The sequence below is a fragment of the Lentzea kentuckyensis genome (assembly GCF_002150765.1).
Classification (GTDB): Bacteria; Actinomycetota; Actinomycetes; order Mycobacteriales; family Pseudonocardiaceae; genus Lentzea; species Lentzea kentuckyensis.
In genome coordinates this window covers 23,915-43,561 of sequence record NZ_MUYM01000019.1, presented here as the reverse complement: position 1 = coordinate 43,561, position 19,647 = coordinate 23,915, and the positions used below count along the sequence as shown (strand labels likewise).

General features: G+C 69.2%; 23 protein-coding genes. 13 read left to right on the top strand and 10 right to left on the bottom strand.

Annotation, left to right across the window (positions count from 1 at the left end):
- Positions 1-79: 79 nt before the first annotated feature.
- Positions 80-1,267, bottom strand: coding sequence for a cytochrome P450 (locus B0F77_RS12385; protein ID WP_086663001.1), 1,188 nt, complete (start codon positions 1,265-1,267; stop codon positions 80-82).
- Positions 1,268-1,357: 90 nt separating this feature from the next.
- Here B0F77_RS12385 and B0F77_RS12380 point away from each other — a divergent pair, with 90 nt between their 5' ends.
- The 5 genes from B0F77_RS12380 to B0F77_RS12360 all read left to right on the top strand — a co-directional run bounded on the left by B0F77_RS12380 (position 1,358) and on the right by B0F77_RS12360 (position 4,856).
- Entirely contained in the window at positions 1,358-2,098 is a 741-nt protein-coding gene (locus B0F77_RS12380) for a glycerophosphodiester phosphodiesterase family protein (protein WP_245848005.1), read from the top strand.
- 26 nt (positions 2,099-2,124) lie between these two features.
- Positions 2,125-3,060 (top strand): DUF5926 family protein, encoded by a 936-nt coding sequence (locus B0F77_RS12375; protein WP_086662999.1) that lies wholly within the window; start codon positions 2,125-2,127, stop codon positions 3,058-3,060.
- 38 nt (positions 3,061-3,098) lie between these two features.
- Entirely contained in the window at positions 3,099-3,434 is a 336-nt protein-coding gene (locus tag B0F77_RS12370; protein WP_086662998.1) for a DUF952 domain-containing protein, read from the top strand.
- Positions 3,435-3,596: 162 nt separating this feature from the next.
- Entirely contained in the window at positions 3,597-4,043 is a 447-nt protein-coding gene (locus B0F77_RS12365) for a SigE family RNA polymerase sigma factor (RefSeq protein ID WP_086663045.1), read from the top strand.
- 3 nt (positions 4,044-4,046) lie between these two features.
- A complete protein-coding gene (locus tag B0F77_RS12360) occupies positions 4,047-4,856 on the top strand; it encodes a hypothetical protein (RefSeq protein ID WP_086662997.1) in 810 nt (269 codons plus the stop codon).
- 137 nt (positions 4,857-4,993) lie between these two features.
- On the opposite strand, the gene B0F77_RS12355 is transcribed toward B0F77_RS12360, so the two are convergent.
- Entirely contained in the window at positions 4,994-5,179 is a 186-nt protein-coding gene (locus tag B0F77_RS12355; RefSeq protein ID WP_143466691.1) for a hypothetical protein, read from the bottom strand.
- Here B0F77_RS12355 and B0F77_RS12350 point away from each other — a divergent pair.
- The 3 genes from B0F77_RS12350 (at position 5,163) to B0F77_RS12340 (ending at position 7,287) form a co-directional block, all read left to right on the top strand.
- Positions 5,163-5,621, top strand: coding sequence for a hypothetical protein (locus B0F77_RS12350; RefSeq protein WP_143466690.1), 459 nt, complete (start codon positions 5,163-5,165; stop codon positions 5,619-5,621). The two genes, B0F77_RS12355 and B0F77_RS12350, sit on opposite strands and share 17 nt — an antisense overlap.
- A 104-nt stretch (positions 5,622-5,725) precedes the next feature.
- Positions 5,726-6,133, top strand: coding sequence for a YciI family protein (locus B0F77_RS12345; protein WP_086662994.1), 408 nt, complete (start codon positions 5,726-5,728; stop codon positions 6,131-6,133).
- Between the two features lie 2 nt (positions 6,134-6,135).
- A complete protein-coding gene (locus B0F77_RS12340) occupies positions 6,136-7,287 on the top strand; it encodes an RNA polymerase sigma factor (RefSeq protein WP_086663044.1) in 1,152 nt (383 codons plus the stop codon).
- 48 nt (positions 7,288-7,335) lie between these two features.
- Here the strand turns inward: B0F77_RS12340 and B0F77_RS12335 are convergent, their stop codons facing one another.
- From B0F77_RS12335 to B0F77_RS12320, 4 genes are all read right to left on the bottom strand, one after another.
- Positions 7,336-7,896, bottom strand: coding sequence for a ferritin (locus tag B0F77_RS12335; RefSeq protein WP_086662993.1), 561 nt, complete (start codon positions 7,894-7,896; stop codon positions 7,336-7,338).
- A gap of 99 nt (positions 7,897-7,995) precedes the next feature.
- Positions 7,996-9,183, bottom strand: a complete 1,188-nt coding sequence (locus B0F77_RS12330; RefSeq protein ID WP_169730926.1) for an arginine deiminase — start codon at positions 9,181-9,183, stop codon at positions 7,996-7,998.
- Between the two features lie 147 nt (positions 9,184-9,330).
- Positions 9,331-10,029 carry a CPBP family intramembrane glutamic endopeptidase gene (locus B0F77_RS12325; RefSeq protein ID WP_086663042.1) on the bottom strand — a complete coding sequence of 233 codons (699 nt, stop codon included), beginning with the start codon at positions 10,027-10,029 and terminating at the stop codon, positions 9,331-9,333.
- Positions 10,030-10,102: 73 nt separating this feature from the next.
- The gene (locus B0F77_RS12320) at positions 10,103-10,867 is read right to left on the bottom strand and encodes a DUF2470 domain-containing protein (protein ID WP_086662992.1); all 765 of its coding nucleotides are present in this window, start codon (positions 10,865-10,867) and stop codon (positions 10,103-10,105) included.
- A gap of 78 nt (positions 10,868-10,945) precedes the next feature.
- Between B0F77_RS12320 and B0F77_RS12315 the strand changes: the two genes are divergently transcribed.
- Complete coding sequence (locus B0F77_RS12315; protein ID WP_245848003.1) at positions 10,946-11,410, top strand: hypothetical protein; 465 nt, start codon at positions 10,946-10,948, stop codon at positions 11,408-11,410.
- The gene (locus B0F77_RS12310; RefSeq protein WP_086662991.1) at positions 11,407-11,859 is read left to right on the top strand and encodes a hypothetical protein; all 453 of its coding nucleotides are present in this window, start codon (positions 11,407-11,409) and stop codon (positions 11,857-11,859) included. The genes B0F77_RS12315 and B0F77_RS12310 overlap by 4 nt, the downstream gene beginning before the upstream one ends.
- Here the strand turns inward: B0F77_RS12310 and B0F77_RS12305 are convergent.
- From B0F77_RS12305 to B0F77_RS12290, 4 genes are read right to left on the bottom strand one after another with little or no spacing between them, the layout of a single operon-like run.
- Positions 11,856-13,010: a VWA domain-containing protein gene (locus tag B0F77_RS12305; RefSeq protein WP_086662990.1), complete on the bottom strand. Its 1,155-nt coding sequence runs from the start codon at positions 13,008-13,010 to the stop codon at positions 11,856-11,858. The two genes, B0F77_RS12310 and B0F77_RS12305, sit on opposite strands and share 4 nt — an antisense overlap.
- Entirely contained in the window at positions 13,007-13,639 is a 633-nt protein-coding gene (locus tag B0F77_RS12300; protein WP_086662989.1) for an IclR family transcriptional regulator, read from the bottom strand. Before B0F77_RS12300 ends, B0F77_RS12305 begins: the two co-directional genes overlap by 4 nt.
- Positions 13,639-14,802: a fumarylacetoacetate hydrolase family protein gene (locus tag B0F77_RS12295; RefSeq protein WP_086662988.1), complete on the bottom strand. Its 1,164-nt coding sequence runs from the start codon at positions 14,800-14,802 to the stop codon at positions 13,639-13,641. Before B0F77_RS12295 ends, B0F77_RS12300 begins: the two co-directional genes overlap by 1 nt.
- The gene (locus B0F77_RS12290; protein WP_281252492.1) at positions 14,799-15,662 is read right to left on the bottom strand and encodes a hypothetical protein; all 864 of its coding nucleotides are present in this window, start codon (positions 15,660-15,662) and stop codon (positions 14,799-14,801) included. The genes B0F77_RS12295 and B0F77_RS12290 overlap by 4 nt, the downstream gene beginning before the upstream one ends.
- Before the next feature lie 69 nt (positions 15,663-15,731).
- Between B0F77_RS12290 and B0F77_RS12285 the strand changes: the two genes are divergently transcribed.
- The 3 genes from B0F77_RS12285 (at position 15,732) to B0F77_RS12275 (ending at position 19,611) form a co-directional block, all read left to right on the top strand.
- Entirely contained in the window at positions 15,732-16,904 is a 1,173-nt protein-coding gene (locus B0F77_RS12285; protein WP_086662987.1) for a homogentisate 1,2-dioxygenase, read from the top strand.
- Between the two features lie 33 nt (positions 16,905-16,937).
- A complete protein-coding gene (locus B0F77_RS12280; RefSeq protein ID WP_143466689.1) occupies positions 16,938-18,101 on the top strand; it encodes an SWIM zinc finger family protein in 1,164 nt (387 codons plus the stop codon).
- A gap of 85 nt (positions 18,102-18,186) precedes the next feature.
- Positions 18,187-19,611 carry a DUF5691 domain-containing protein gene (locus B0F77_RS12275; protein WP_086662985.1) on the top strand — a complete coding sequence of 475 codons (1,425 nt, stop codon included), beginning with the start codon at positions 18,187-18,189 and terminating at the stop codon, positions 19,609-19,611.
- Positions 19,612-19,647 lie beyond the last annotated feature (36 nt).

Here is a 19,647-nt window from a genome sequence, read left to right as displayed (position 1 = left end):
TAAACACGCGCTCGGTGAACTGCCTCCGTGCTGACTCATTAAAGGCCGATGTACTGGCCGAAGTGCTCGGGTCGGCCGGTCACGCACCGTTGCCGAGAGGCAGTGAGTGCAGGCCGCGGATCACGAACTCGGCACGCCGGTTCGGTTCCTCGGCCAGCACCGCGCCGGGCAGCTTGCGGTGCAACGAGGACAGCGCCGCCTCCACCTCGATGCGGGCCAGCGGCGCACCCAGGCAGTAGTGGATGCCCATGCCGAACCCGAGGTGCTGGTTCTTCTCACGGCCGACGTCGAGCGTGTCCGGGTTCTCGAAGACCAACGGGTCGCGCGCGGCGGCACCGAGCAGCGCGGCGATCTTCTCGCCGGGCTCGATGACGTGGCCGGCGATCTCGACGCGTTCGGTGGCCGTGCGTTCGAACAGCTGCAACGGCGAGTCGTAGCGGATGAGTTCTTCAACGGCGGTGGGCATCATCGACGGCGAGAGGCGCTCCCACTGCGAGCGGTGCTGCATCAGTGCGTAGACGCCGTTGCCGATGACGTTCACCGTCGCTTCGTGGCCTGCCATCAGCAGCAGCACCGCGGTGGCGACCAGTTCGTCCTCGGTGAGCCGGGCGCCGTCGGTGTCGGTGACCGCGACCAGGTCGGAGACGAGGTCCGAGCTGGGGTTCTTGCGGCGCAGCGCGATCAGCTCGCGCAGGTAGGCGACGAACTCGGTGGCGGCGCGTTCGGCGGCCTGCTGCTGTTCGGCGGGCAGGCCGTACTCGTACATCTTCACGATGGCGTTCGACCACGGTTGCAGCAGGTAGCGGTCCTCGCCGGGGACGCCGAGCAGTTCGGCGATCACCTCGACCGGCAGCGGCGCGGCGACGTGGGCGAGCAGGTCGGCCTGACCCTGGTCCTTGATCTGGGCAACGAGCTCGTCGACCAGCCGGTCCGCCAGGTCGGCGACCCACGGGCGCAGGCGCTCGACGTGGCCGCGGCCGAACGCGGCGGCGACCAGGCGGCGCAGGCGGGTGTGCGTGGGCGGCTCGTTCTCCAGCAGCGAGTTGCGATGCAGGAGGTTGAACGACATGAACTGCTCCACCGGCTTCACGTCCGACCAGATGCGGCCGAGCGAGCGATGTCGCAGCACGGCCGAGCAGGCGGCGTGCGAGACGGCGACCGCGACATCCATCTGCTCGTGGTGATGCACCTCACCGGCTTCGCGCAGGGCGGCGAAGGCCGGGTACGGGTCGGCGATGAACGCGGGATCACGCTGGTCGAACGTCACAAGGCGGGACGGTAAGTCGCGATCGGCGTTTCGTCCACGCTCATTTGATTGATGACTCAAATTGTTGCGCAGGAACTATCGTTCGTACTTGTGCAGCTACCTTCCGTCGTCGCGCACCGTGGTGCGTCCACCGACCGTCCCGAGCACACCATCGGCGCCTACGAGCTGGCTGTGAAGGAGGGTGCGGACGGCCTGGAGTGCGACATCCGGTTGTCGAAGGACGGCGAGATCGTGTGTGTGCACGACCGCACGCTCACTCGCACGTCGAACGGCCGTGGCACGGTCAGTGCGCTCACGCTCGAAGAGCTGCAGAAGTACGACTACGGCAGCTGGCACCGTCACGGTCAGCCGGCCGAGCTGCTCGTGCTCGACGAGCTGCTGGAGCTGGTCAAGGGCACCAATGTGGAGCTCTTCGTCGAGACCAAGCACCCGGTCCGGTATCGCAACGAGGTCGAGCGCAAGCTCGTCGAGACGCTGAAGAAGCACGATCTCAACGCGCAGATCGTCATGATGTCGTTCTCGCCAACGGCCGTTAAGGCGTTCCGGGAGCAGGCGCCGGACATCCGCACGGTGTTGCTGCTCGACCGCCTCGGCCGATACCGCGGCGGCGCGCTGCCGTCGTTCGCCGACTACACCGGACCCGGCGTGCACGTGCTCCGCAACGACCCCGATTACGTCGATCGGGCCAGGCGGGCGGGCCACGAGACGTACGTCTGGACGGTGGACAGCCCAGAGGACGTCGCGCTGTGCCGTGACCTGGGGGTCCGCTACCTCGCGACCAATGCCCCGGCGTACACCCGCCGCCTGCTGACGGCTAATTTGGCCACCTGACAAGCCTGAGCACGAGGAGGGCCAAGGTGGCCAAGCGGACCGCGGTCAAGGACGCACCGAAGGACGGGATCAACCCGAAGCAGCCCTGCCCGTGCGGGTCCGGCAAGCGCTACAAGGCCTGCCACGGCGCGCCCGGTGGCGCGACGGACGTGATCGTGTCCCGGCCGTTCGAGGGCCTGGCCGCCGAGTGCGAGCTGATCGCGCTGCGCGAGTTCGTGCCGTCGGCGATCGCGAAGCTGCCGGTCAAGGACGGTCGCGAGGTCACGCTCGCCACGGTGCTGCCGATGGCCGCCGCCGGGCTGATCCGCGGCGACGACGTCCCGTTCGTGGGTCTGCAGGTGCAGACGCGCTCCGGTGACATCAGCCGCGACCTGGCGCGGGCGCTGCAGTGGGCGCAGCAGGCCAAGACCGGTGACGTGCTGCCGGTCGTCGGCCCGGACGGCGGCGAGAACCCCGGCCGGCTGCAGGACCTGCTCGACACCGATGCCGAGATCACGCCCGTGCTGCACACCGACTTCGTGTGGTGGATGCCAGAGGGCACCGAGCCCACCGGTGAGGTGGCGCTGTCGCTGGAGCGGGCGAACGCGGCGATCCTGCCGACCGAACGCCTCGACGCTCCCGGCGTGAAGGCCGCGTACTGGGTGGACGCGGGCGACAAGGCGCACCTGCGCTGGGTCCGTCCCGAGCCCGAGGAGAAGTTGCTGCCCGCGATGGCCCGCCTGGCCGCCCGCGGTGAGCTGGACCTGGGCGAGGGCTCGCGGTACGCCGGTTCGTTCCGCGCGCACGGCCTGCTGGTGCCGGTCTGGGACCTCGACCGCGAGATGCACGCCCGCGAGTGGGCCGACCCGGCCGAGGCGCTGGGCAAGCGTTTGCTGGAGGCGCTGGCCTCCGACGAGCCGCTGAGCGACGCCGAGCGTCGTGCCCGTGACGGCCTGCGCGGCCGTCAGATCACGCTTCGATGACTCTGTCCACAGGGTTGTCCACAAGGAGCTGTGGATAAGTGCTGCTGCACATCATCTCGACGGCCGGCTGGGCTGCGGCCCGGTCGGCCGGTTCGATCGCGCCGGACGGCGAGGAGTTCGTGCACTGCTCCGATCGCGGAGTCGTGCACGTGACGGCCGGCAAGTTCTACCGCGGCCAGAGCGGGCTGCTGTTGCTCGTGATCGACCCGAAGCTGCTCGACGTGCCGGTGCGCTGGGAAGCCGTGCCGGACTCACCGCTGTGGTTCCCGCACGTGTACGGGAAGATCCCGGTCGCGGCGGTGCTGGAGGCCCACGACTTCCCGTGCGAGCCTGACGGCTCGTTCGTTCTACCGGAAGCAGTTGCCGTTCTGTGATTTAGTGGGGCAACCGTTCCGCACGGCCGGGCGTGAACTCCTCGAAGCCAGTCGCTTCGGGGAGGGGGGTGTGCCGTGACGGCGGTGCTGAGACTGGAGTTGGCCGCCGAAAGCGGCGGGGGAAGAGCGGAAGCCGTGGGGGATTTCGCGGAGTTCGTGCGCATGTCCATGCCCGGACTTCTGCGTTATGGCCATGCACTGACCGGAAATCCGCACGACGCGTCCGACCTCGTGCAGGCCGTGCTGGAGAAGGTCGGCTCGCGCTGGGTCTCGGTGCAGCGCAAAGGCGACGACCCGCTCGCATACGTCCGTCGTGCCATGGCCAACACGCACATCAGCATCTGGCGCCGGCGCCGCCGCGAGAGTCTCGTGGCGGAGTTCCCGGAAACCGGCGCCGTGCCGCCCGAGCTGAGCCGGCTCGACAACGAACCGCTTTGGCAAGCCCTGCGCGAACTGCCGCCACGGCAGCGCGCGGTGATCGTGCTGCGTTACTACGAGAACCTCTCCGAAGCCGAGATCGCGAACGCGCTCGGCATCTCGTGCGGCACGGTCAAGAGCCAGAGCAGCAAGGCGATGGCGAGTCTCCGGACACGCCTGGGAAAGGACTGACCAGTGGACGACCTCGACGACGATCTGCGCAGACTGTTCAGCGACGATCGGCTGGAACTCCACGTCACGCCGGACGCGACCGACTCGATCGTCCGCGGAGCCACTCGGCGCCGCCGGCGACGGACCGCGATAGCGGGAGCCTTCGGCGTGGTGGCCCTGGCCGGAGTCGGGCTCGGTCTGACCGAACTGCACCTGCCGAACCCGGACGAACTGGCTGGCCCACTGCTGCCGACCGCTTCATCCACCTCCTCGACGCAGCAGACGACGGTCACGGTCAGCACGTTCACCTCGACCGCCACCGTCACCGTCGATCCGCCGGTGAACCCCGGCAACACGAACTCCGGCAAGCCCAACCCCGGCAACACGGGCAAGGCGAGCTCGAGCAACCCGCCACCGCCCGCCACCCCGGAGGCGCAACCGGGCCGCTACGGCTCACTCGCGCTGGGGATGCAGGAGGCCGAGGCCCTGACGACCGGATCGCTGGTCGAACCGGGCGGCCCTGCCGACCCGGAGGGCAGGTGCAAGGCGTACGCCACGAAGTCGGTGCCCGACAACAACGCCGTGATCATCTCGCCGGTCAAGGGAATCGTGCGGATCACGCTCGCGAGTTACGCCAAGACACCCAAGAACATCGGTGCCGGTTCCACGGTGGAAGCCGTGAAGACCGCGTATCCGAACGCCACACAAAGTGGTTCGAACGTGGTCGTTCCTATGGCCGCGACACCCAAATGGTCGTACGTCTTCGAAACCGACGGCGCCACCGTGACCACGGTCCGAATGCGCCTGGCCGACAACGACTGTTCATCCGTCTAATCGAATCCAGCTGAAGTCCCGCCGCTCTTGGGGGTGCGGCGGGACTTTGGCGTCCCCTTTTTGGGCGTCGAAAACACCTCTTCGCCGTGACTTTTCTGTGACAACCAACTTTGCAACCGCCACGCGGTGGCAGCGTCTTACGGGTGTCCGAAAAACAAAGGGGGAACTGAAATGAAGAACGCAGTCAAGATCGCACTCGCTATTGCTGTCACCACCGTTGGAATTGCCGCGTGCACCTCCACGCCCGCGCCGAACAACACAGCCACGTCCACCTCATCCAGCACTGCCACCACCACCACGCCGTCGGTGGCTACCCAGGTCATCACCCAGACCGTGACCAACCCGCCTCTACCGCCGGGCAAGGCGGTGATCGGGTCGTTCGGCTATGGCGACCTCAAGCTCGGCATGACGCGCCAGCAGGCACTCGACGTCAAGCTGATCGGTCCCGTTCTCGAAGGCGGCATGCCCGCCGACAGCTGCACGATGCACAAGATCACCGGCACCGACCAGAACGTCTGGGTGTCCACGAAGCTCGGTGTCGCGTCCATCGTCTTCACCCCGGACATGACGTCCGACGGCGTCGGCATCGGCGCGACCGAGGCGACGCTCAAGGCCGAGTACACCAACCTGCAGCCGACGGAGCCGAACTACTCGTACTTCGCCGTCGCCGACAACAACCCGTCCGCCCAGTTCGTCTTCGGGGTCAAGCAGGGCAAGGTCACCGCGGCGTTCCTCGCGCTCAACAACCAGGACTGCCACAACTAGTCGAAAGTTCTCGAAGAGGTCGTGTCGAGAAGCAGGGAACGGCTCCGTCCCCGGTGCGAAAGCGGCCAAGATGGGTCGCAAGAGGACCGAGGGAGTCACCCGAGATGGCCAAGTACCTGATGCTCAAGCACTACCGCGGCGCCCCTGACCCGGTGAACAACGTGCCGATGGACCAGTGGACGCAGGACGAGATCACCGCGCACGTCAAGTACATGAACGACTTCGCCGATCGGCTCAGGAGCACCGGTGAGTTCGTCGACGAGCGCGCGCTCGCCCAGGAGGGCACGTGGGTCCGTTACGACGGCGAGGGCCGGCCGCCGGTCACCGACGGTCCGTTCGCGGAGACGAAGGACCTCATCGCGGGGTGGATGATCATCGACGTCGACAGCTACGAGCGCGCGGTCGAGCTGGCCGGGGAGCTGTCCGCGGCGCCGGGCAAGGACGGGAAGCCGATCCACGAGTGGCTCGAGCTGCGTCCGTTCTACGGCCACGCGCCGACGATCAGGGAGTGAAGATGGACGAGGCGCTGCTCAGGAGCCTCACCCCGGCCGTGCTCGGCATCCTCGTCCGTCGCGGAGCAGACTTCGCGGCGGCCGAGGACGCCGTGCAGGACGCGCTGGTCGAGGCGATCCGCGTGTGGCCGGCCGACCCGCCGCGCGATCCCAAGGGTTGGCTGGTCACCGCTGCCTGGCGCAAGTTCCTCGACGCGACGAGAGCGGAAACGGCGCGGCGCAGACGTGAGGACCTGATCGACGCCGAACCGGAGGCCGGTCCCGCGCGGGAGACCGACGACACGCTCCAGCTCTACTTCCTCTGTGCGCACCCGTCGTTGACGCCGTCGTCGGCGGTCGCGCTCACGCTTCGCGCCGTCGGCGGCCTGACCACCCGGCAGATCGCCCAGGCCTACCTGGTGCCAGAGGCCACCATGGCCCAGCGCATCAGCCGGGCCAAGAAGACGGTCGGCGGGGTGCGGTTCGACCAGCCCGGCGACGTCGCCACCGTGTTGCGCGTGCTGTACCTGGTCTTCAACGAGGGCTACTCGGGTGACGTCGACCTGGCCGCCGAGGCCATCAGGCTCACCCGGCAGCTCGCGACGACGATCGACCACCCCGAGGTGTCCGGCCTGCTCGCGCTCATGCTGCTGCACCACGCGCGGCGCGCCGGCCGGACCGCGGCCGACGGCAGCCTGGTCGCGCTGGCCGAGCAGGACCGCGGGAAGTGGGACACCCGGCTGATCGCCGAGGGTGTCGAGATCCTGCAGGCGGCGCTCGCGCAGGATCGGCTCGGCGAGTTCCAGGCGCAGGCGGCCATCGCGGCGTTGCATGCGGACGCTCCCGAAGCGGCGGAAACGGACTGGGTGCAGATCGTCGAGTGGTACGACGAGCTCGCCGAACTGACCGACAGCCCGATCGTGCGACTCAACCGCGCGGTGGCCGTCGCGGAGGCGGACGGTCCGCGCGCCGGGCTGAAGGCACTCGCCGAACTCGACGATTCATTGCCTCGCTACCGGGCGGTGGCCGCATACCTGCACGAGCGCGACGGCGACGAGCAAACGGCCGCGCGGTTCTACGTCGAGGCGGCGGAGAAAGCGTCGAACCTCGCGGAGCGGGAATACCTCACGCGCCAGGCCGCCCGGCTCAACCGAAAAAGCCCGCCTCGCCGGTGAAGGTGAAGCGGGCATTGATTTCAGGCACTCAAGCGTGCGAAGGAAAACTCAGAGCGTGCCACCCGCGGCGGTCGGGGCGCCGGCGTCGCCACCGGTGTCGCCCACGGTTTCGCGGGTGAGGAACGTCTCCACGTAGAACATGTTGCCGTCCGCGCGGTCCATGATCGTGAGCAGCGTCTTCATCGAGGAGACCTCCTCGACCTGCTCCTTGAGGAACCACTGCATGAACTGCTCGCCGATGTAGTCGCTCTCCTCGCGAGCGGCCCTGGCGAGCGCCACGATCTGGTCGGTGACCTGCTGCTCCTGGCGCAGGGCCAGGTCGACGAGGTCACGCGGAGCCTTGAACTCGTTGATCGGCGTCTCGGTGCCGGGAATGGCGACGGCGATGTCGTTGTCCATGAGGAACTGCACGATCATCATCGCGTGGTTGCGCTCTTCGAGAGCCTGCTTGTAGAAGTGCGACGCGAGGCGCGGGAGGTCCTCGTTGTCGAACCACACGGCGAGAGCGATGTACTGCTGCGAAGCGGAGAACTCGTTGCCGACCTGAGCCTGCAGGAGCTCGTGGAACTTCGACTTCTTGGACAGGATCTTCTTCACGTTCGAGGCCATGAGGAGTACGTTAACCCAGAACGGTGATCTTCGCATTCCAGGAAAAGCTAACCTTTGTTTGGAAAGGTGAACCAAACAAAGGTTAGGCGTTCCTAACAATCATACCAATGGTGCGCGGTCAATCGGGCACGACATGCAGCGAGGCCCGCCGCGGCCGGAGCCCAGTTCCGAACCGGCGATCCGCAGCACCTCGACGCCCGCGTCCTCGAGGCGCGCGTTCGTCTCGACGTTGCGCTCGTACGCCACGACGAGGCCGGGGCCGACCGCCAGCGTGTTGTTGCCGTCGTCCCACTGCTCGCGCTCGGCGGTGACCGTGTCGAGGCCGGTGTCGATCACGCGCAGCCGTTCGATGCCCATCGCCTCGGCCGCGGCCTCCAGGAACGGCACGGGGCCGTCGACGCGCACGCCACCGTTGCCGTCGGAACGCATCGGGTACGCCGTCAGCGTGTGCCTGATCGCCGGGTACATCACCACGGCGTCGCGGTCGACCATCGTGCAGACGGTGTCCAGGTGCATCGTGGCGCGTTCCTGCTCGATCGGCACCGCCAGCACCGTGTGCGCGAGACCGTCCGCGAGAGCGGAGCGGGCGAACGACTCCGCGCCCGCCGGGGTGGTGCGCTCGCCGACGCCGATGGCGATCACGCCCGGCGCGAGCAGCAGCACGTCACCGCCCTCCAGCGGGGCCGAGTGCGCGCCGTACGCGCGGCCCGTGCGGCGGAAGCGCGGGTGGTAGGCGTAGATCAGGTCGGTCAGCGTCGTCTCGCGGTCGCGGGCGGGCAGCGCGAGCGAGGTGATGGCCACCCGGTCGCCGACCCAGACCGACGAGTCGCGGGTGAACAGCAGGTTCGGCAGCGGGTCGACGGCGAAGTCGATCGGCAGGTGCATCTTGCGCACCAGCGACGCGCCCTCGGCGGCCGGCATCTCCTCGAACGTCATGCCGGTCATCAGCACCTGCGCGAGCTGCGGCGCGTCCAGCGACGTGAGGTGGCTGCGCAGCGCGTCGGCCAGGTCGATGCCGAGGCGGCGTTCGTTGACCGCGCTGTGGATGCCCGCGATGCGCGCGCGGTTGTCCTCCAGTGCCTGGACCAGCACGTCCGCCAGCAGCAGGACCTCGACGCCCTTCGAGGTCAGCGTCGCGGCGAACGCGTCGTGCTCCTCCTGGGCCCTGCCGACCCACGGCACGCCGTCGAACAGCAGCTGGTCGTTGTTGCGCGGGGTGAGCCTCTTGAGCTCGTTGCCCGGCCGGTGCAGCAGCACCGTGCGCAGTGGGCCGACTTCGCTGTCCACGCGGGGCGAGGCGTCCGGAAGTGCTTCGGTCTCAGCGATCGTGTGCGCAGTCACCGAACGAGCGTAACCCTGAACAGCACAAATCGCCGCTGCTGGCCTCGAAATCGCAACGAATCGTGGGTGAAATTCGATTTCACCATCGAACTATTAGGGCAACCAGCTCACTTTGCCGCGCAACATTGTGTAGCCGATGAACGCGACGACGTCGAGGATCGTGTGAGCGATCACCAACGGCCACAACCGCTTGGTGCGCTGCCAGTAGAAGCCGAAGACCAGGCCCATGACCAGGTTGCCGACGAACCCGCCGAAGCCCTGGTAGAGGTGGTACGACCCGCGCAGCACGGCGGCCGCGAGCAACGCCGTGTACTGCCGCCACCCGAGCTGCCGCAGCCGCGTGATCAGGTACCCGACGACGAGCACCTCCTCCGCCCACGCGTTGCCGGCGGCGGCGAGGATCAACGCCAGGCTCATCCACCACTGGTTGTCCAAAGTGGACGGCTGCACGGCGAGGTTCAGCCCGAGCGCCCATGCGGCGAAGTACAGCCCCAGGCCGGGGATGCCGATGATCGCGGCCAACCCGAGCGCGCCCAGCGAGTCCGCGAGCTTGCGGGTGCCGTCGAGCCCGATGACCTTGAGCTTGATTCCCGTGCGCCACAACAGGTACAGGCCGATGCCGCCCCACGCGGCCAACTGCAGCACGCCGAGCAGCTGCGCCACCAGGTCCAGCAGATCGGCGCGCGCCTGCGGGACGTTGATCGCGACGGACTGCTGGTTCAGCGGGGTCGGCTGCAGCAGGCTGTCGATCAGCCGCACGAGGCTGCGCAGGCCGGACAGCCCGAGCGTCATGCTGAAGACGATCAGCAGTTCGAGCTGGTAGCCGCGCTTCTCGTGATCGGGGATCAAGGTCACCCGCGCGAGGCTACCTCTGGGAGAGGAACGGGCAGCCCATCAACCGGCGCAGCTCTCCCGCGAGTTCCTGGGCAGTGCTGACCGGCTTGGAGAACGCGATCCGCACGTCGTGGTCCTCGCACTCCGCCTCGACCCGCAGCCGCAGCCCGAACCGGTCGAGCCCGAGCGGTCGCACGTGGCCGCCCTGCAACTCCTCCGGCAGGTGTCGCGCGAGCTGGCCGACGACGTCGCGGTGCGCGGCCTCCAGGTGGCGCAGCCAGTGGTCCTCGTTGCGGCAGAACGGGTCCGGCGTCGCGCTCGTGAACTGCTCCGGCCGGATCGACGACGTGCCCTCGGCGTCCGCGATCACCATCGACGCGGGTGTGAGCCTCAGCACCGAAGCGCCGTGGCCCGCGTCCAGCAGCCGGTGGTCCGGCCGCACGTCGGCGACCGCGAGGATCTCGTCGCGGGCCTCCTGGCCGTCCAGCGCGGCGACCCAGCCGGTGAGCCACAGCAGTCCGCGGACGGGTTCGCGCAACGCCACCGGAGCCTGGTCGGCGATCTCCAGCATCGCGGTCACCTCGGCGCGCGGGCTCTGCCAGAGCTGCCCGACCAGCGGATGTTCGTCGGCCAGCAGCAAGATCGTGGTGCCGCACGGGTGCACGTGGTGGAACAACGGACTGGTGCGGGAACCGGCCTGAGGAAGCAGCGCGGCCTGACCGCCGCGAGCCGCGATCGTGCGGGCGCGCTCTGCGGCATGCGGCGCCGGCGGGCGCTTGGTCTGGGTGTCGGTCACCGCTCCACCTCCTCGAAGGTTAGGCAAGCCTAACTTAGTTTTGCTCATCAACGGAAGCGTCACCTGTACGGTGGTCAGGTGGTCGTGCCCAACAAGCCGTCCACCGAGGTGACGGCGCTCGACGATCGGTGGACCCGGCACTGTGTCGACCGGGCGAGCCGTCGTGCCCTGATGTGGACCGTTCTCGCGGGCTCGGCCTTCGCGCTCCAGTTCGTGCTGGTACTTGTGTGGTCGTGGTCCTCACCGGTGGCACTGGTGCTGCTCTTCTTCGCCGCAGCTGTGCTGTGGGTGGTGACGCGTCGCCGTCCGGTGCGTTTACCGGAAGGTGAACCGTGGCATTTCGCCCATGTGCAGTGGGAAGGAGGGCGTCTGGTCGTGCTGTCGTCGCCACCGCTTTTGTTGACCGTGCGCGTCGGTCCTCTCCTGCGCGGACGAATCGCGCGTCATCGCCGCGTCTGGTTCGTGCCGCCGGACTCGGCGGGCAACACCGTCATCACGTTCCGCGGCGTACCGCAGCTGATCCCGGCGCGCGTGAAGAGATGATCATTGAGAACTGGAGCGACACCTGCCTCGTGCGGGCGGATCGTCGCGCTGCGGGGCACATCCTGTTCGCCCTGTCGGCCTTCGCGGTCGTGCTGATGATCGGCTGGCTCTGGCTCACCGTGCTGTCCATCCCGGTCGTGCTGGAGCTGGCCGCGCCGGGGTTGCGGCACTTCTTCACCCGGCGCGGCACCCTGCAGCTGATCGAGCAGTTCCCGTTCCGCCCGGTGTCGGTGAACTTCGTGGCGGGCCGGCGGATCGGCCGTCAGGCGTACCTGAGGGTGCACGACTCGGAGAAGAACCTGAGGCTGCCCGAACTTCCGGAGCGGGCGCGGATCTTGGTTCGGCACACCGGCCGGATCTGGATCGCCGGTCCCGACGAACGCGGGCGCCTTGTGGCGATGACGCGCGGTCTGGCGTTCCTCACGCGTGGACGGGTCGTGGACCGCTAACGGCCCGTTGCGATGCCCTCGGACTCCGCCCACTGCGTGAGGTCGTCCTTGCGCAGCGCCGCCGCCAGCAGTTCGGGGAACTTGTCCGGCGTGCAGGCGAACGCGGGCGCACCCAGCGCGGAGAGCTTCGCGGCCAGTTCGTGGTCGTAGGCGGGTGTGCCGGAGTCGCTGAGCGCCAACAGGTTCACGACCGTGACGCCGCTCGCGACCAGTTCGCGCACACGGCGCTGCAGTTCGGTCTCCGAGCCGCCCTCGTACAGGTCGCTGATGATCACGACGACCGTGTCGATGGGCCTGCGGACCTGCGTCTGCGCGTAGGCCACCGCGCGGTTGATGTCCGTGCCGCCGCCGAGCTGGGCGCTGAACAGCAGGTCCACCGGATCGCTGAGCTGGTCGGTCAGGTCCGCGACCTCGGTGTCGAACACGACGAGCCTGGTCGTGATCGACCGGATGGACGCGAGCGCCGAGCCGAGAACAGCCGCGTGCACCAACGAGTCCGCCATCGAACCGGACTGGTCGACCAGCAGGATCACGTCCCGCATCGCCGCGGCCCGGCTGCGCCTGCGGTGGCCGATCAGGTCCTCGACGATCACGGTCTTGTGCTGTGGCTGGTAGTTCTTGAGGTTGGCCTTGATCGTGGTCGCCCAGTCGACGTCCGCCAGCTGCGGCCGGTGGGTGCGCCTGGAGCGGTCCACCGCCCCGCGGACGGCCTCGACGAGCCGGTCTGTCAGCCGCTTCTCGATGTCCTCGACCACCTTTTGCACCACGGCTTTCGCGGTGTCACGGGTGCGGGCGGGGATGGCGCGGGAGAGCTGCAGCAGGGTGCTGACGAGGTGCACGTCGGGTTCGACGGACTGCAGCAGTTCGGGTTCGAGCAGCAACTGCCGCAGGCCGAGCTTCTCGACCGCGTCCCGTTGCATCACCTGCACGACGGAGGTGGGGAAGTACTTGCGGACGTCGCCGAGCCACCGGTGCAGCTGCGGTGAACTCGCGCCCAGACCGGCGCCTTTGTCACCGCCACCGCCGTAGAGACCGGTGAGCGCGCCGTCGCGCCGTTGATCGTCATCGCCCAGCTGCGCCACGTCTTCAGCACTGGGACCTAACAAGAGCCGCCAGCGCCTGAGGCGTTCGGTCGGCGTTTCTGGGCTCATTTGAGCGCCGCCGCCACTTCTTCGGCCGCACGCACGACGTGTGGGCCGACAACGTCCGCATCGAGCTTCTCCAGCGCCACGACACCAACGGACGCCCTGAGGCCGGGTACGCCGCGCACAGGCGCCGCGACGCCGTACGCGTTGGGCTGCAGCTCGCCCGTGGAGACGACCCAGCTGTCCACAGGTTGTGAGATGGCCTTGCCGGCCGCCCCGCGGTGCACCGGGTGGCGGGAACCCACCCGGTACGCCACGTGGAAAGCGGTCCACGACGGTTCGACGACGGCGACGGCCTGGGCCTCGCTGCCGTCCGCGACGGTGAGATGTGCGGTGGCGCCGACCTTCTCCGCCAGCTCCCGCAGTGCCGGGTTGGCCGCCATGCGCAGCTGGGGGAGGACGTTGGAGGCGAGCCTGAGCACGCCCAGGCCGAGCCGGACCTTCGAGCCCTCCCTGCGCACGAGACCGCGCGCCTGGAGCGGCACGAGCAGCCGGTAGACGGCGGCCCTGGACGCGCCGATGGCCGTGGCGAGCTCCGAGATCGACGGCGCCTCGGACTCCGCCTCAGCGACCGCCTGGAGCAGCGCCAGACCCCTTTCCAGGGTCAGCGAGCTCTCCTTCGTCGCTCCGACCATCACGCACTCCGAACTGTGCCCACCACCTCGGCGAGACCGACCACGGAACCGCCTTCACCGGGAGCCGTCGCGGTCAGCCTGACCGTGTCGCCGTCTTCCAGGAAGGACCTCGTGGAGCCGTCGTCGAGCTTGAACGGTTCCTTGCCGCCCCAGCTGAGTTCGAGGAACGAGCCGCGCTCGTTCTTCTCGGGTCCGGAGACCGTGCCGGAGGCGAACAGATCACCTGGGCGCACCGTAGCGCCGTTCACCGTCATGTGCGCCAGCTGTTGCACAAATGACCACGACATCTCCCGGAACGGCGGCCGCGCGACGATGGTGTCGTTCAGCTCGACCGTGATCGTGATGTCGAGGCCCCACGGCTGATCGGTGGTCAGGTAGTCGTGCAGCTTGTTCGGCAGCGGCGGCGTCGGGACGCGTGCAACTGAGAACGCTTCGAGCGGGGTGATCCAGGCGCCGATCGAGGTGGCGAACGACTTGGCGAGGAACGGGCCGAGCGGCTGGTACTCCCACGCCTGGATGTCGCGCGCCGACCAGTCGTTGACCAGCGCGACGCCGAAGACGTGCTCGGCGGCCCTGCTCGTGGACACGTTGGCGGCCTGCGGACCACCGCACACGAACCCGACCTCTGCCTCGATGTCGAGGCGCTCGGACGGACCGAACTTCGGGCCCTCGCTGCCGCGCTTCTGGCCGTTCGGGCGGACGATCTCGGTGCCGGAGACGTACACCGTGCCCGCGCGGCCGTGGTAGCCGATCGGGAGGTGCGTCCAGTTCGGCGTGAGCGCGTCGCCGTCGGGGCGGAACATCTTCCCGACGTTCTCCGCGTGGTGCCTGCTCGAGTAGAAGTCCACGTAGTCGCCGACCGTGAACGGCAGCTTCGCCGTCTCGATGCCGACGAGCTCCGCGCCCTTGGGGGCGGACGTCGCGGTGACGATCTCCTTGAGCTTGGCGCGCAGCCCGCTCCAGACCGGGCGGCCGGCCTTCAGCAGCGGGTCCAGCGAGTCCGTCTGCAGGTACTCGCTGCACTTGCCCAGGGCGAGGCTCTTGAGGAGCAACGCCTGGTCGCCGACGCGGACCGCCACGCCGCCGTCGACGACGCCGTAGGGCAGGGTCTGCGGTCCGAACGGCTGGTCCTCGGTGAAGTTCGGGTCGCTGATCCAGCTCACAGCAGTCCAAGCCCCTCGAGGTCGGCGACAGGTTCGGCGAGCGAGCACGAGCCGTAGCTCGCGAAGACACCGCGGACGGCGTGCGCGGCCTGGTCGCTGAGCGCCTTGGCCTCGGCGGTGAGCGCCTCGGCGTCGGTGCTCGCGAGCGCCTCGCGGACGTCGCGGCCGCTCAGGGACCGCGCCGTGGCGACGAGGAGGTTCAGGAAGCCGTGGTGCGTGAAGCCCTGCTCGTCGGTGTGGCGGACGGCCTTGTGCAGGCCCGCGGTCGCCTTGAACGCGACGCCGCCACCGCTGACGACGGACAGGAAGTCCGCGACCTCGTCGACGCTGGGGAAGTTCTCCTGGGAGAGGCCACCGCAGCGGAGCTTGGGCCAGCTGCCGTGCTCGATGACCCGGCGGACGCCGTCGAGCCATTCGGCCCCACCGCGGCGGGGTTCCACGACGCGGATGACGTCCTCCGGCACGAACTCCGACACGCGCTCGAGCCACACCTCGTCCACATCGGACGGTGCGGGCATCTCGACCATGCGCAGAGCGAGGAGCTCACTGCGGCTCTCGACGATGGACACGGCCTTCGGCACGCCGCCGAGGCCGGTGTCGATCACGAGGCTGAGAGCGATCGGTTTCGGTGGCTTGACCTTGATGAGCTCGGTGATCAACTCGGCGAGGCGGGAGGCGGGGCACAGGAAGAGACCCATGACGCCAGACCACTCGCCGACTCGTCCGTCGAGGTGCCCGCGCACCGCGTCGGGCATCGGCGCGTTCCCCGGAGGGAACAGCGCGGCATCGTCCACAAGCCTCGCGAGCAGGGGCGGAGTACCGCGCGGACCGGGCGCACGGAGTTCGACAGCGCTTGACACGGCTGACACGCTAGCCGGGTACCGGTAACTGAACAAAGATGTCCGATAGTCGAACGCCTCGGAGACGTCATGGCCTACTACCGCCAGGTGGGGGAGATCCCCCGAAAGCGCCACACCCAGTTCCGCAAACCGGACGGTGGGCTCTACGCGGAAGAGCTGATGGGAGTCGAGGGGTTCTCGGCGGATTCGGCGCTGCTCTACCACCGGTATCTGCCCACGGCGATCGTGAACGCGGAGACGGTGAAGGACGAACGCGGGAGCGTGTCCCCGAACCTGCCGCTGAAGCCGCGGCACTTCAAGACCACGGATCTGACCTGGGCTTCCGATGACGTCGACGCCGTGACCGGGCGGCGGAAGTTGTTCGGGAATCCGGACGTGACCATCGGGTTCGTGCTGGCTACCGCGCCTTCTCCGTTGTACCGCAACGCTTTCGGCGACGAGCTGCTGTACGTGCAAGGCGGTTCGGGTGTCATCGAGACGATCTACGGGGCGTTGGAGGTGGGGGACGGCGACTACGTCGTGATCCCGACCTCGTGCACGTACCGGGTCGTGCCTTCGTCGCCGATGTCGTTGCTCGTGCTGGAGGCGACCGGGCACATCGGGCCGCCTCGTCGCTACCTGTCGGCGAAGGGCCAGTTCCTGGAGCACTCGCCGTACTGCGAGCGGGACATCCGTGGGCCTTCGTCGCCGTTGCTGGTCGAGGGGACTGACGTTGATGTGCTCGTGCGGCATCGTGCGGGGCTGACGCGGTTCACCTACGCGAACCACCCGTTCGACGTCGTGGGCTGGGACGGGCACCTGTACCCGTGGGCGTTCAACATCCGCGACTTCGAGCCGATCACCGGCCGCGTGCACCAGCCGCCGCCCGTGCACCAGACGTTCGAGGGTCCGAACTTCGTCGTGTGCTCGTTCTGCCCGCGCAAGGTCGACTACCACCCGCTGGCCGTGCCGGTGCCGTACAACCACGCGAACGTCGACTCGGACGAGCTGATGTTCTACGTGGGCGGCAACTACGAGGCGCGCAAGGGTTCCGGCATCGGCATCGGCTCGATGTCGCTGCACCCGTCGGGCTGCACGCACGGCCCGCAGCCCGGTGCGGTCGAGGCGTCGCTGGGCGTGGACTACTTCGACGAGACCGCGGTCATGGTCGACACGTTCCGCCCGCTGGAACTGGGCGAGGCGGCGGAGGCCTGTGAGGACCCTGGATACGCGTGGACGTGGGCCCGTCGAGGTCCGGCCTGATTTCTTGTCGGGGGTCCTCGCTACTTTGGTTCCGTGAGGACACGAGCCGTTCCAATGCGCTGGCAGGGCCTGGGCAAGGCCCTGCCGGTGCTGTGGGGCCTGTACACGGGTTCCGGCAGCGTGCCGTACCGCGTGTGCGTCGACCTGGCCGCGGGCTCCGCGAAGTGCACGTGCCCGTCCCGCAAGTTCCCGTGCAAGCACGCCGTGTCGTTGCAAGAGCTCGACATCCCGGACGCCCTGCCACCGGACTGGGTCGAGGAGTGGACCACCCGCCGAGCAGCCCGCGAACTCGACTCCTCACCCGAGGCCGTGGCCCGCCGCCAGCGAGCGCGCGAGAAAACGGCGGCCAACCGTGCCTCGGCGATGTCCTCGGGCATGGACGGCCTCCGCGACTGGCTGCTCGACGTGGCCTCCGCGGGCGTGGCGTCCCTGCCCGGCCGCCCCGCCACCTGGTGGCAGGCCTTCATCGCCCGCATGATCGACGCCCAGGTCCCCGGCGTCGCCGCGGCCGTGGCGGAGATCCAGGAGATCGTCGCCCGCTCGGGCCCGCGCTGGACCTCCGACGTGGCCGACCGCCTCGGCGGCCTGCACCTGCTCTGCTTCGTCCAACCGCGCTCCCGCCTGGGCGTGACCGTCCCAGAGGAAACCGTCAGAGCCACCCCGGGCATCTCGGACCGCTGGGTGGCCATGCTCCGCCTGGAAACCGACGACGGCCGAGTCCGCACCGTCCGCCAGTGGTGCTGGGGCCGCCAGACCGGCCGCTGGGTGGTCGCCATCCGCCACTCCGCCGTGGGCGCCCCCGTACCCCTGCTGCCACACGGCCTGGAGTCCTCGGCCCTGGTCCACCCCTACCCGGCCTCGGACCGAGTGGCCCTGGGCGAACTGACCGGCTCCCGCGCCCCGGACCCGATCCCGGCGCCGCCCTCCTGGCGCTCGTCGTTGGCGTCTCTGGAGCCGATGCTCACGGCCGACCCCTGGCAACGCCTGTTCCCCGTCGGCTGCGCCTCCGTCCGCCTCTGCGGCACCGCGCTGGTGGACACCTCGGGCCACGGCCTGCCCGTCCGCGACGACAGCGGCCTGGACATGGCCCTGGCGCTGACCGGCGGCGACCCCTTCGACGTCTGGGCCCTGTGGGACGGCCACGCGCTCCGCGTCGGCGCCATCGCCCGGGACGGCGCGCTGGAGGTGGTGGCATGACGACCGTGTTGCCGCCGAACCGCTGCCGTCGTGTTGGGTCGGTGCCGTCCCGCCCCTCGACCGCCTCCACCACGGAGGTGGCTGCATGAAGGCCGAGTGGGCCAAGACCGTCCAGGACCTCCTGATCGGCACCACCCGAGGCGGAGGCTCCCCGACCGACCTGCTCTCCGACTGCGCGGCCCTCGGCGTGGCCGCGTTCGGCGCCACCCTCCCGCAGGAAGTCGCGGCCGACCCGCTGCCGCCGGCTCCGCCCGAGCCCGCCGCACTGCCGCGGCCCGCCGCCAGAGCGGTGCTCGAGGCGATCATGAGCGTCGACGACGAGGTCCTGCTGACCGAGTGGTGCGCCCTCGCCAAGGCCGGCAACGTCGTCGCCGAACACCGCATGCTGCCCGCGCTGCTCGCCCTCGGCACGGCTCGGCCCGGACTCAGAGCAGCCGTCGTGGAAGTCCTGGGCAGCAGGGGCCGCTGGCTCGCCGGCACGCGCCCCGGCTGGTCCTGGGCCAGCGGCACCTCGCCGTTGATCGAGGAGGTGCCGCTCGCGGAGATCCTCGACCTGCCCAGCGCCCAACGGGTCCGCGCGCTTCGCCGCAAGCGCAAGGCCGACCCGGAGGGCGTTGGCGCGTTCATCGCCGCTGAGTTCGAGACCTCGCGCCGTTCCGCCGACCGCCAGGTGCTCATCAGCGCCCTGGAGACGGGGCTGGGGCCAAGGGACGAGGAACTCCTCGAAGCCGCCCTCGACGACAAGGCCGCCGCCGTCCACGACGAGGCCCTCCGCCTGCTGCGCAAGCTGCCGACCTCGACGCTGACCGCGCGAGCGACCCGGCGCCTGGACCAGGGCCTCCAGCTCACCAAGGACGGGTTCGACGTCCAGGCCGACGGGCTCTGGACCGCGCAGGCCGACCTCGACGAGCAGCGCGACCTCATGCGTGACGGGTCCGAGAAGGGGGTGGCCGGGCGCATCCGGGCGGCGGCTGCCAGCGTGCCGCCGTCGTACTGGACCGCTCGCCTCGACACCAACGACGTCAAGGCCGCCAACCTTCTCAGAAGGGGGCCCTGGGCCGCCGCGCTGCTCAGGGGCATTGCCGACCAGCTGGCGGCGGCGGGAGATCCGCGTCCCTGGGCCGCGGCCGCCGCGGAGACGCTGACCGGGATGGAGCAGCTCGAAATGCTGGCGGCGCTGCCCGCGAGCGTGGCCGAGCAGGCGGTGGTCGCGGTTTCGGTGAACTGGCACTACGACCTTCTCGACCACGCGTGCGCCCAGCTCCCGGCGCCGTGGTCGCCCGAGACCACGCGCGCTCTCCTGCACCGCTACGCCGCGCTGCCCGACCCGCGCTGGCGCACCGGCCGGCCGCCCAACGTGCTGCTGGCTCGCGGGGATGCCGACCTGCTCGGCGCCAACTGGGAGGGGCTCACGCGGCGGTGGCCGGAGAACTCGCTCGAACTCGAGGTGTTGAGGCTGCGCATCCGGCTGCGCGAGTCCTTCGCCCCGCCGCCGGACGATTCACGGTGACCCACCACACTTCGACGTACCCGAACCCAGGAGGCC

What these genes read in the sequence shown, in the direction of transcription:
- B0F77_RS12365 (WP_086663045.1), top strand. Translation starts at nt 3,597, where the DNA reads ATGTCCATGCCCGGACTTCTGCGTTATGGCCATGCACTGACCGGAAAT.
- B0F77_RS12355 (WP_143466691.1), bottom strand. Translation starts at nt 5,179, where the DNA reads ATGACCTGGGTAGCCACCGACGGCGTGGTGGTGGTGGCAGTGCTGGAT.
- B0F77_RS12345 (WP_086662994.1), top strand. Translation starts at nt 5,726, where the DNA reads ATGGCCAAGTACCTGATGCTCAAGCACTACCGCGGCGCCCCTGACCCG.
- B0F77_RS12340 (WP_086663044.1), top strand. Translation starts at nt 6,136, where the DNA reads ATGGACGAGGCGCTGCTCAGGAGCCTCACCCCGGCCGTGCTCGGCATC.
- B0F77_RS12335 (WP_086662993.1), bottom strand. Translation starts at nt 7,896, where the DNA reads ATGGCCTCGAACGTGAAGAAGATCCTGTCCAAGAAGTCGAAGTTCCAC.
- B0F77_RS12325 (WP_086663042.1), bottom strand. Translation starts at nt 10,029, where the DNA reads ATGACGCTCGGGCTGTCCGGCCTGCGCAGCCTCGTGCGGCTGATCGAC.
- B0F77_RS12310 (WP_086662991.1), top strand. Translation starts at nt 11,407, where the DNA reads ATGATCATTGAGAACTGGAGCGACACCTGCCTCGTGCGGGCGGATCGT.
- B0F77_RS12305 (WP_086662990.1), bottom strand. Translation starts at nt 13,010, where the DNA reads ATGAGCCCAGAAACGCCGACCGAACGCCTCAGGCGCTGGCGGCTCTTG.
- B0F77_RS12300 (WP_086662989.1), bottom strand. Translation starts at nt 13,639, where the DNA reads ATGGTCGGAGCGACGAAGGAGAGCTCGCTGACCCTGGAAAGGGGTCTG.
- B0F77_RS12285 (WP_086662987.1), top strand. Translation starts at nt 15,732, where the DNA reads ATGGCCTACTACCGCCAGGTGGGGGAGATCCCCCGAAAGCGCCACACC.
- B0F77_RS12275 (WP_086662985.1), top strand. Translation starts at nt 18,187, where the DNA reads ATGAAGGCCGAGTGGGCCAAGACCGTCCAGGACCTCCTGATCGGCACC.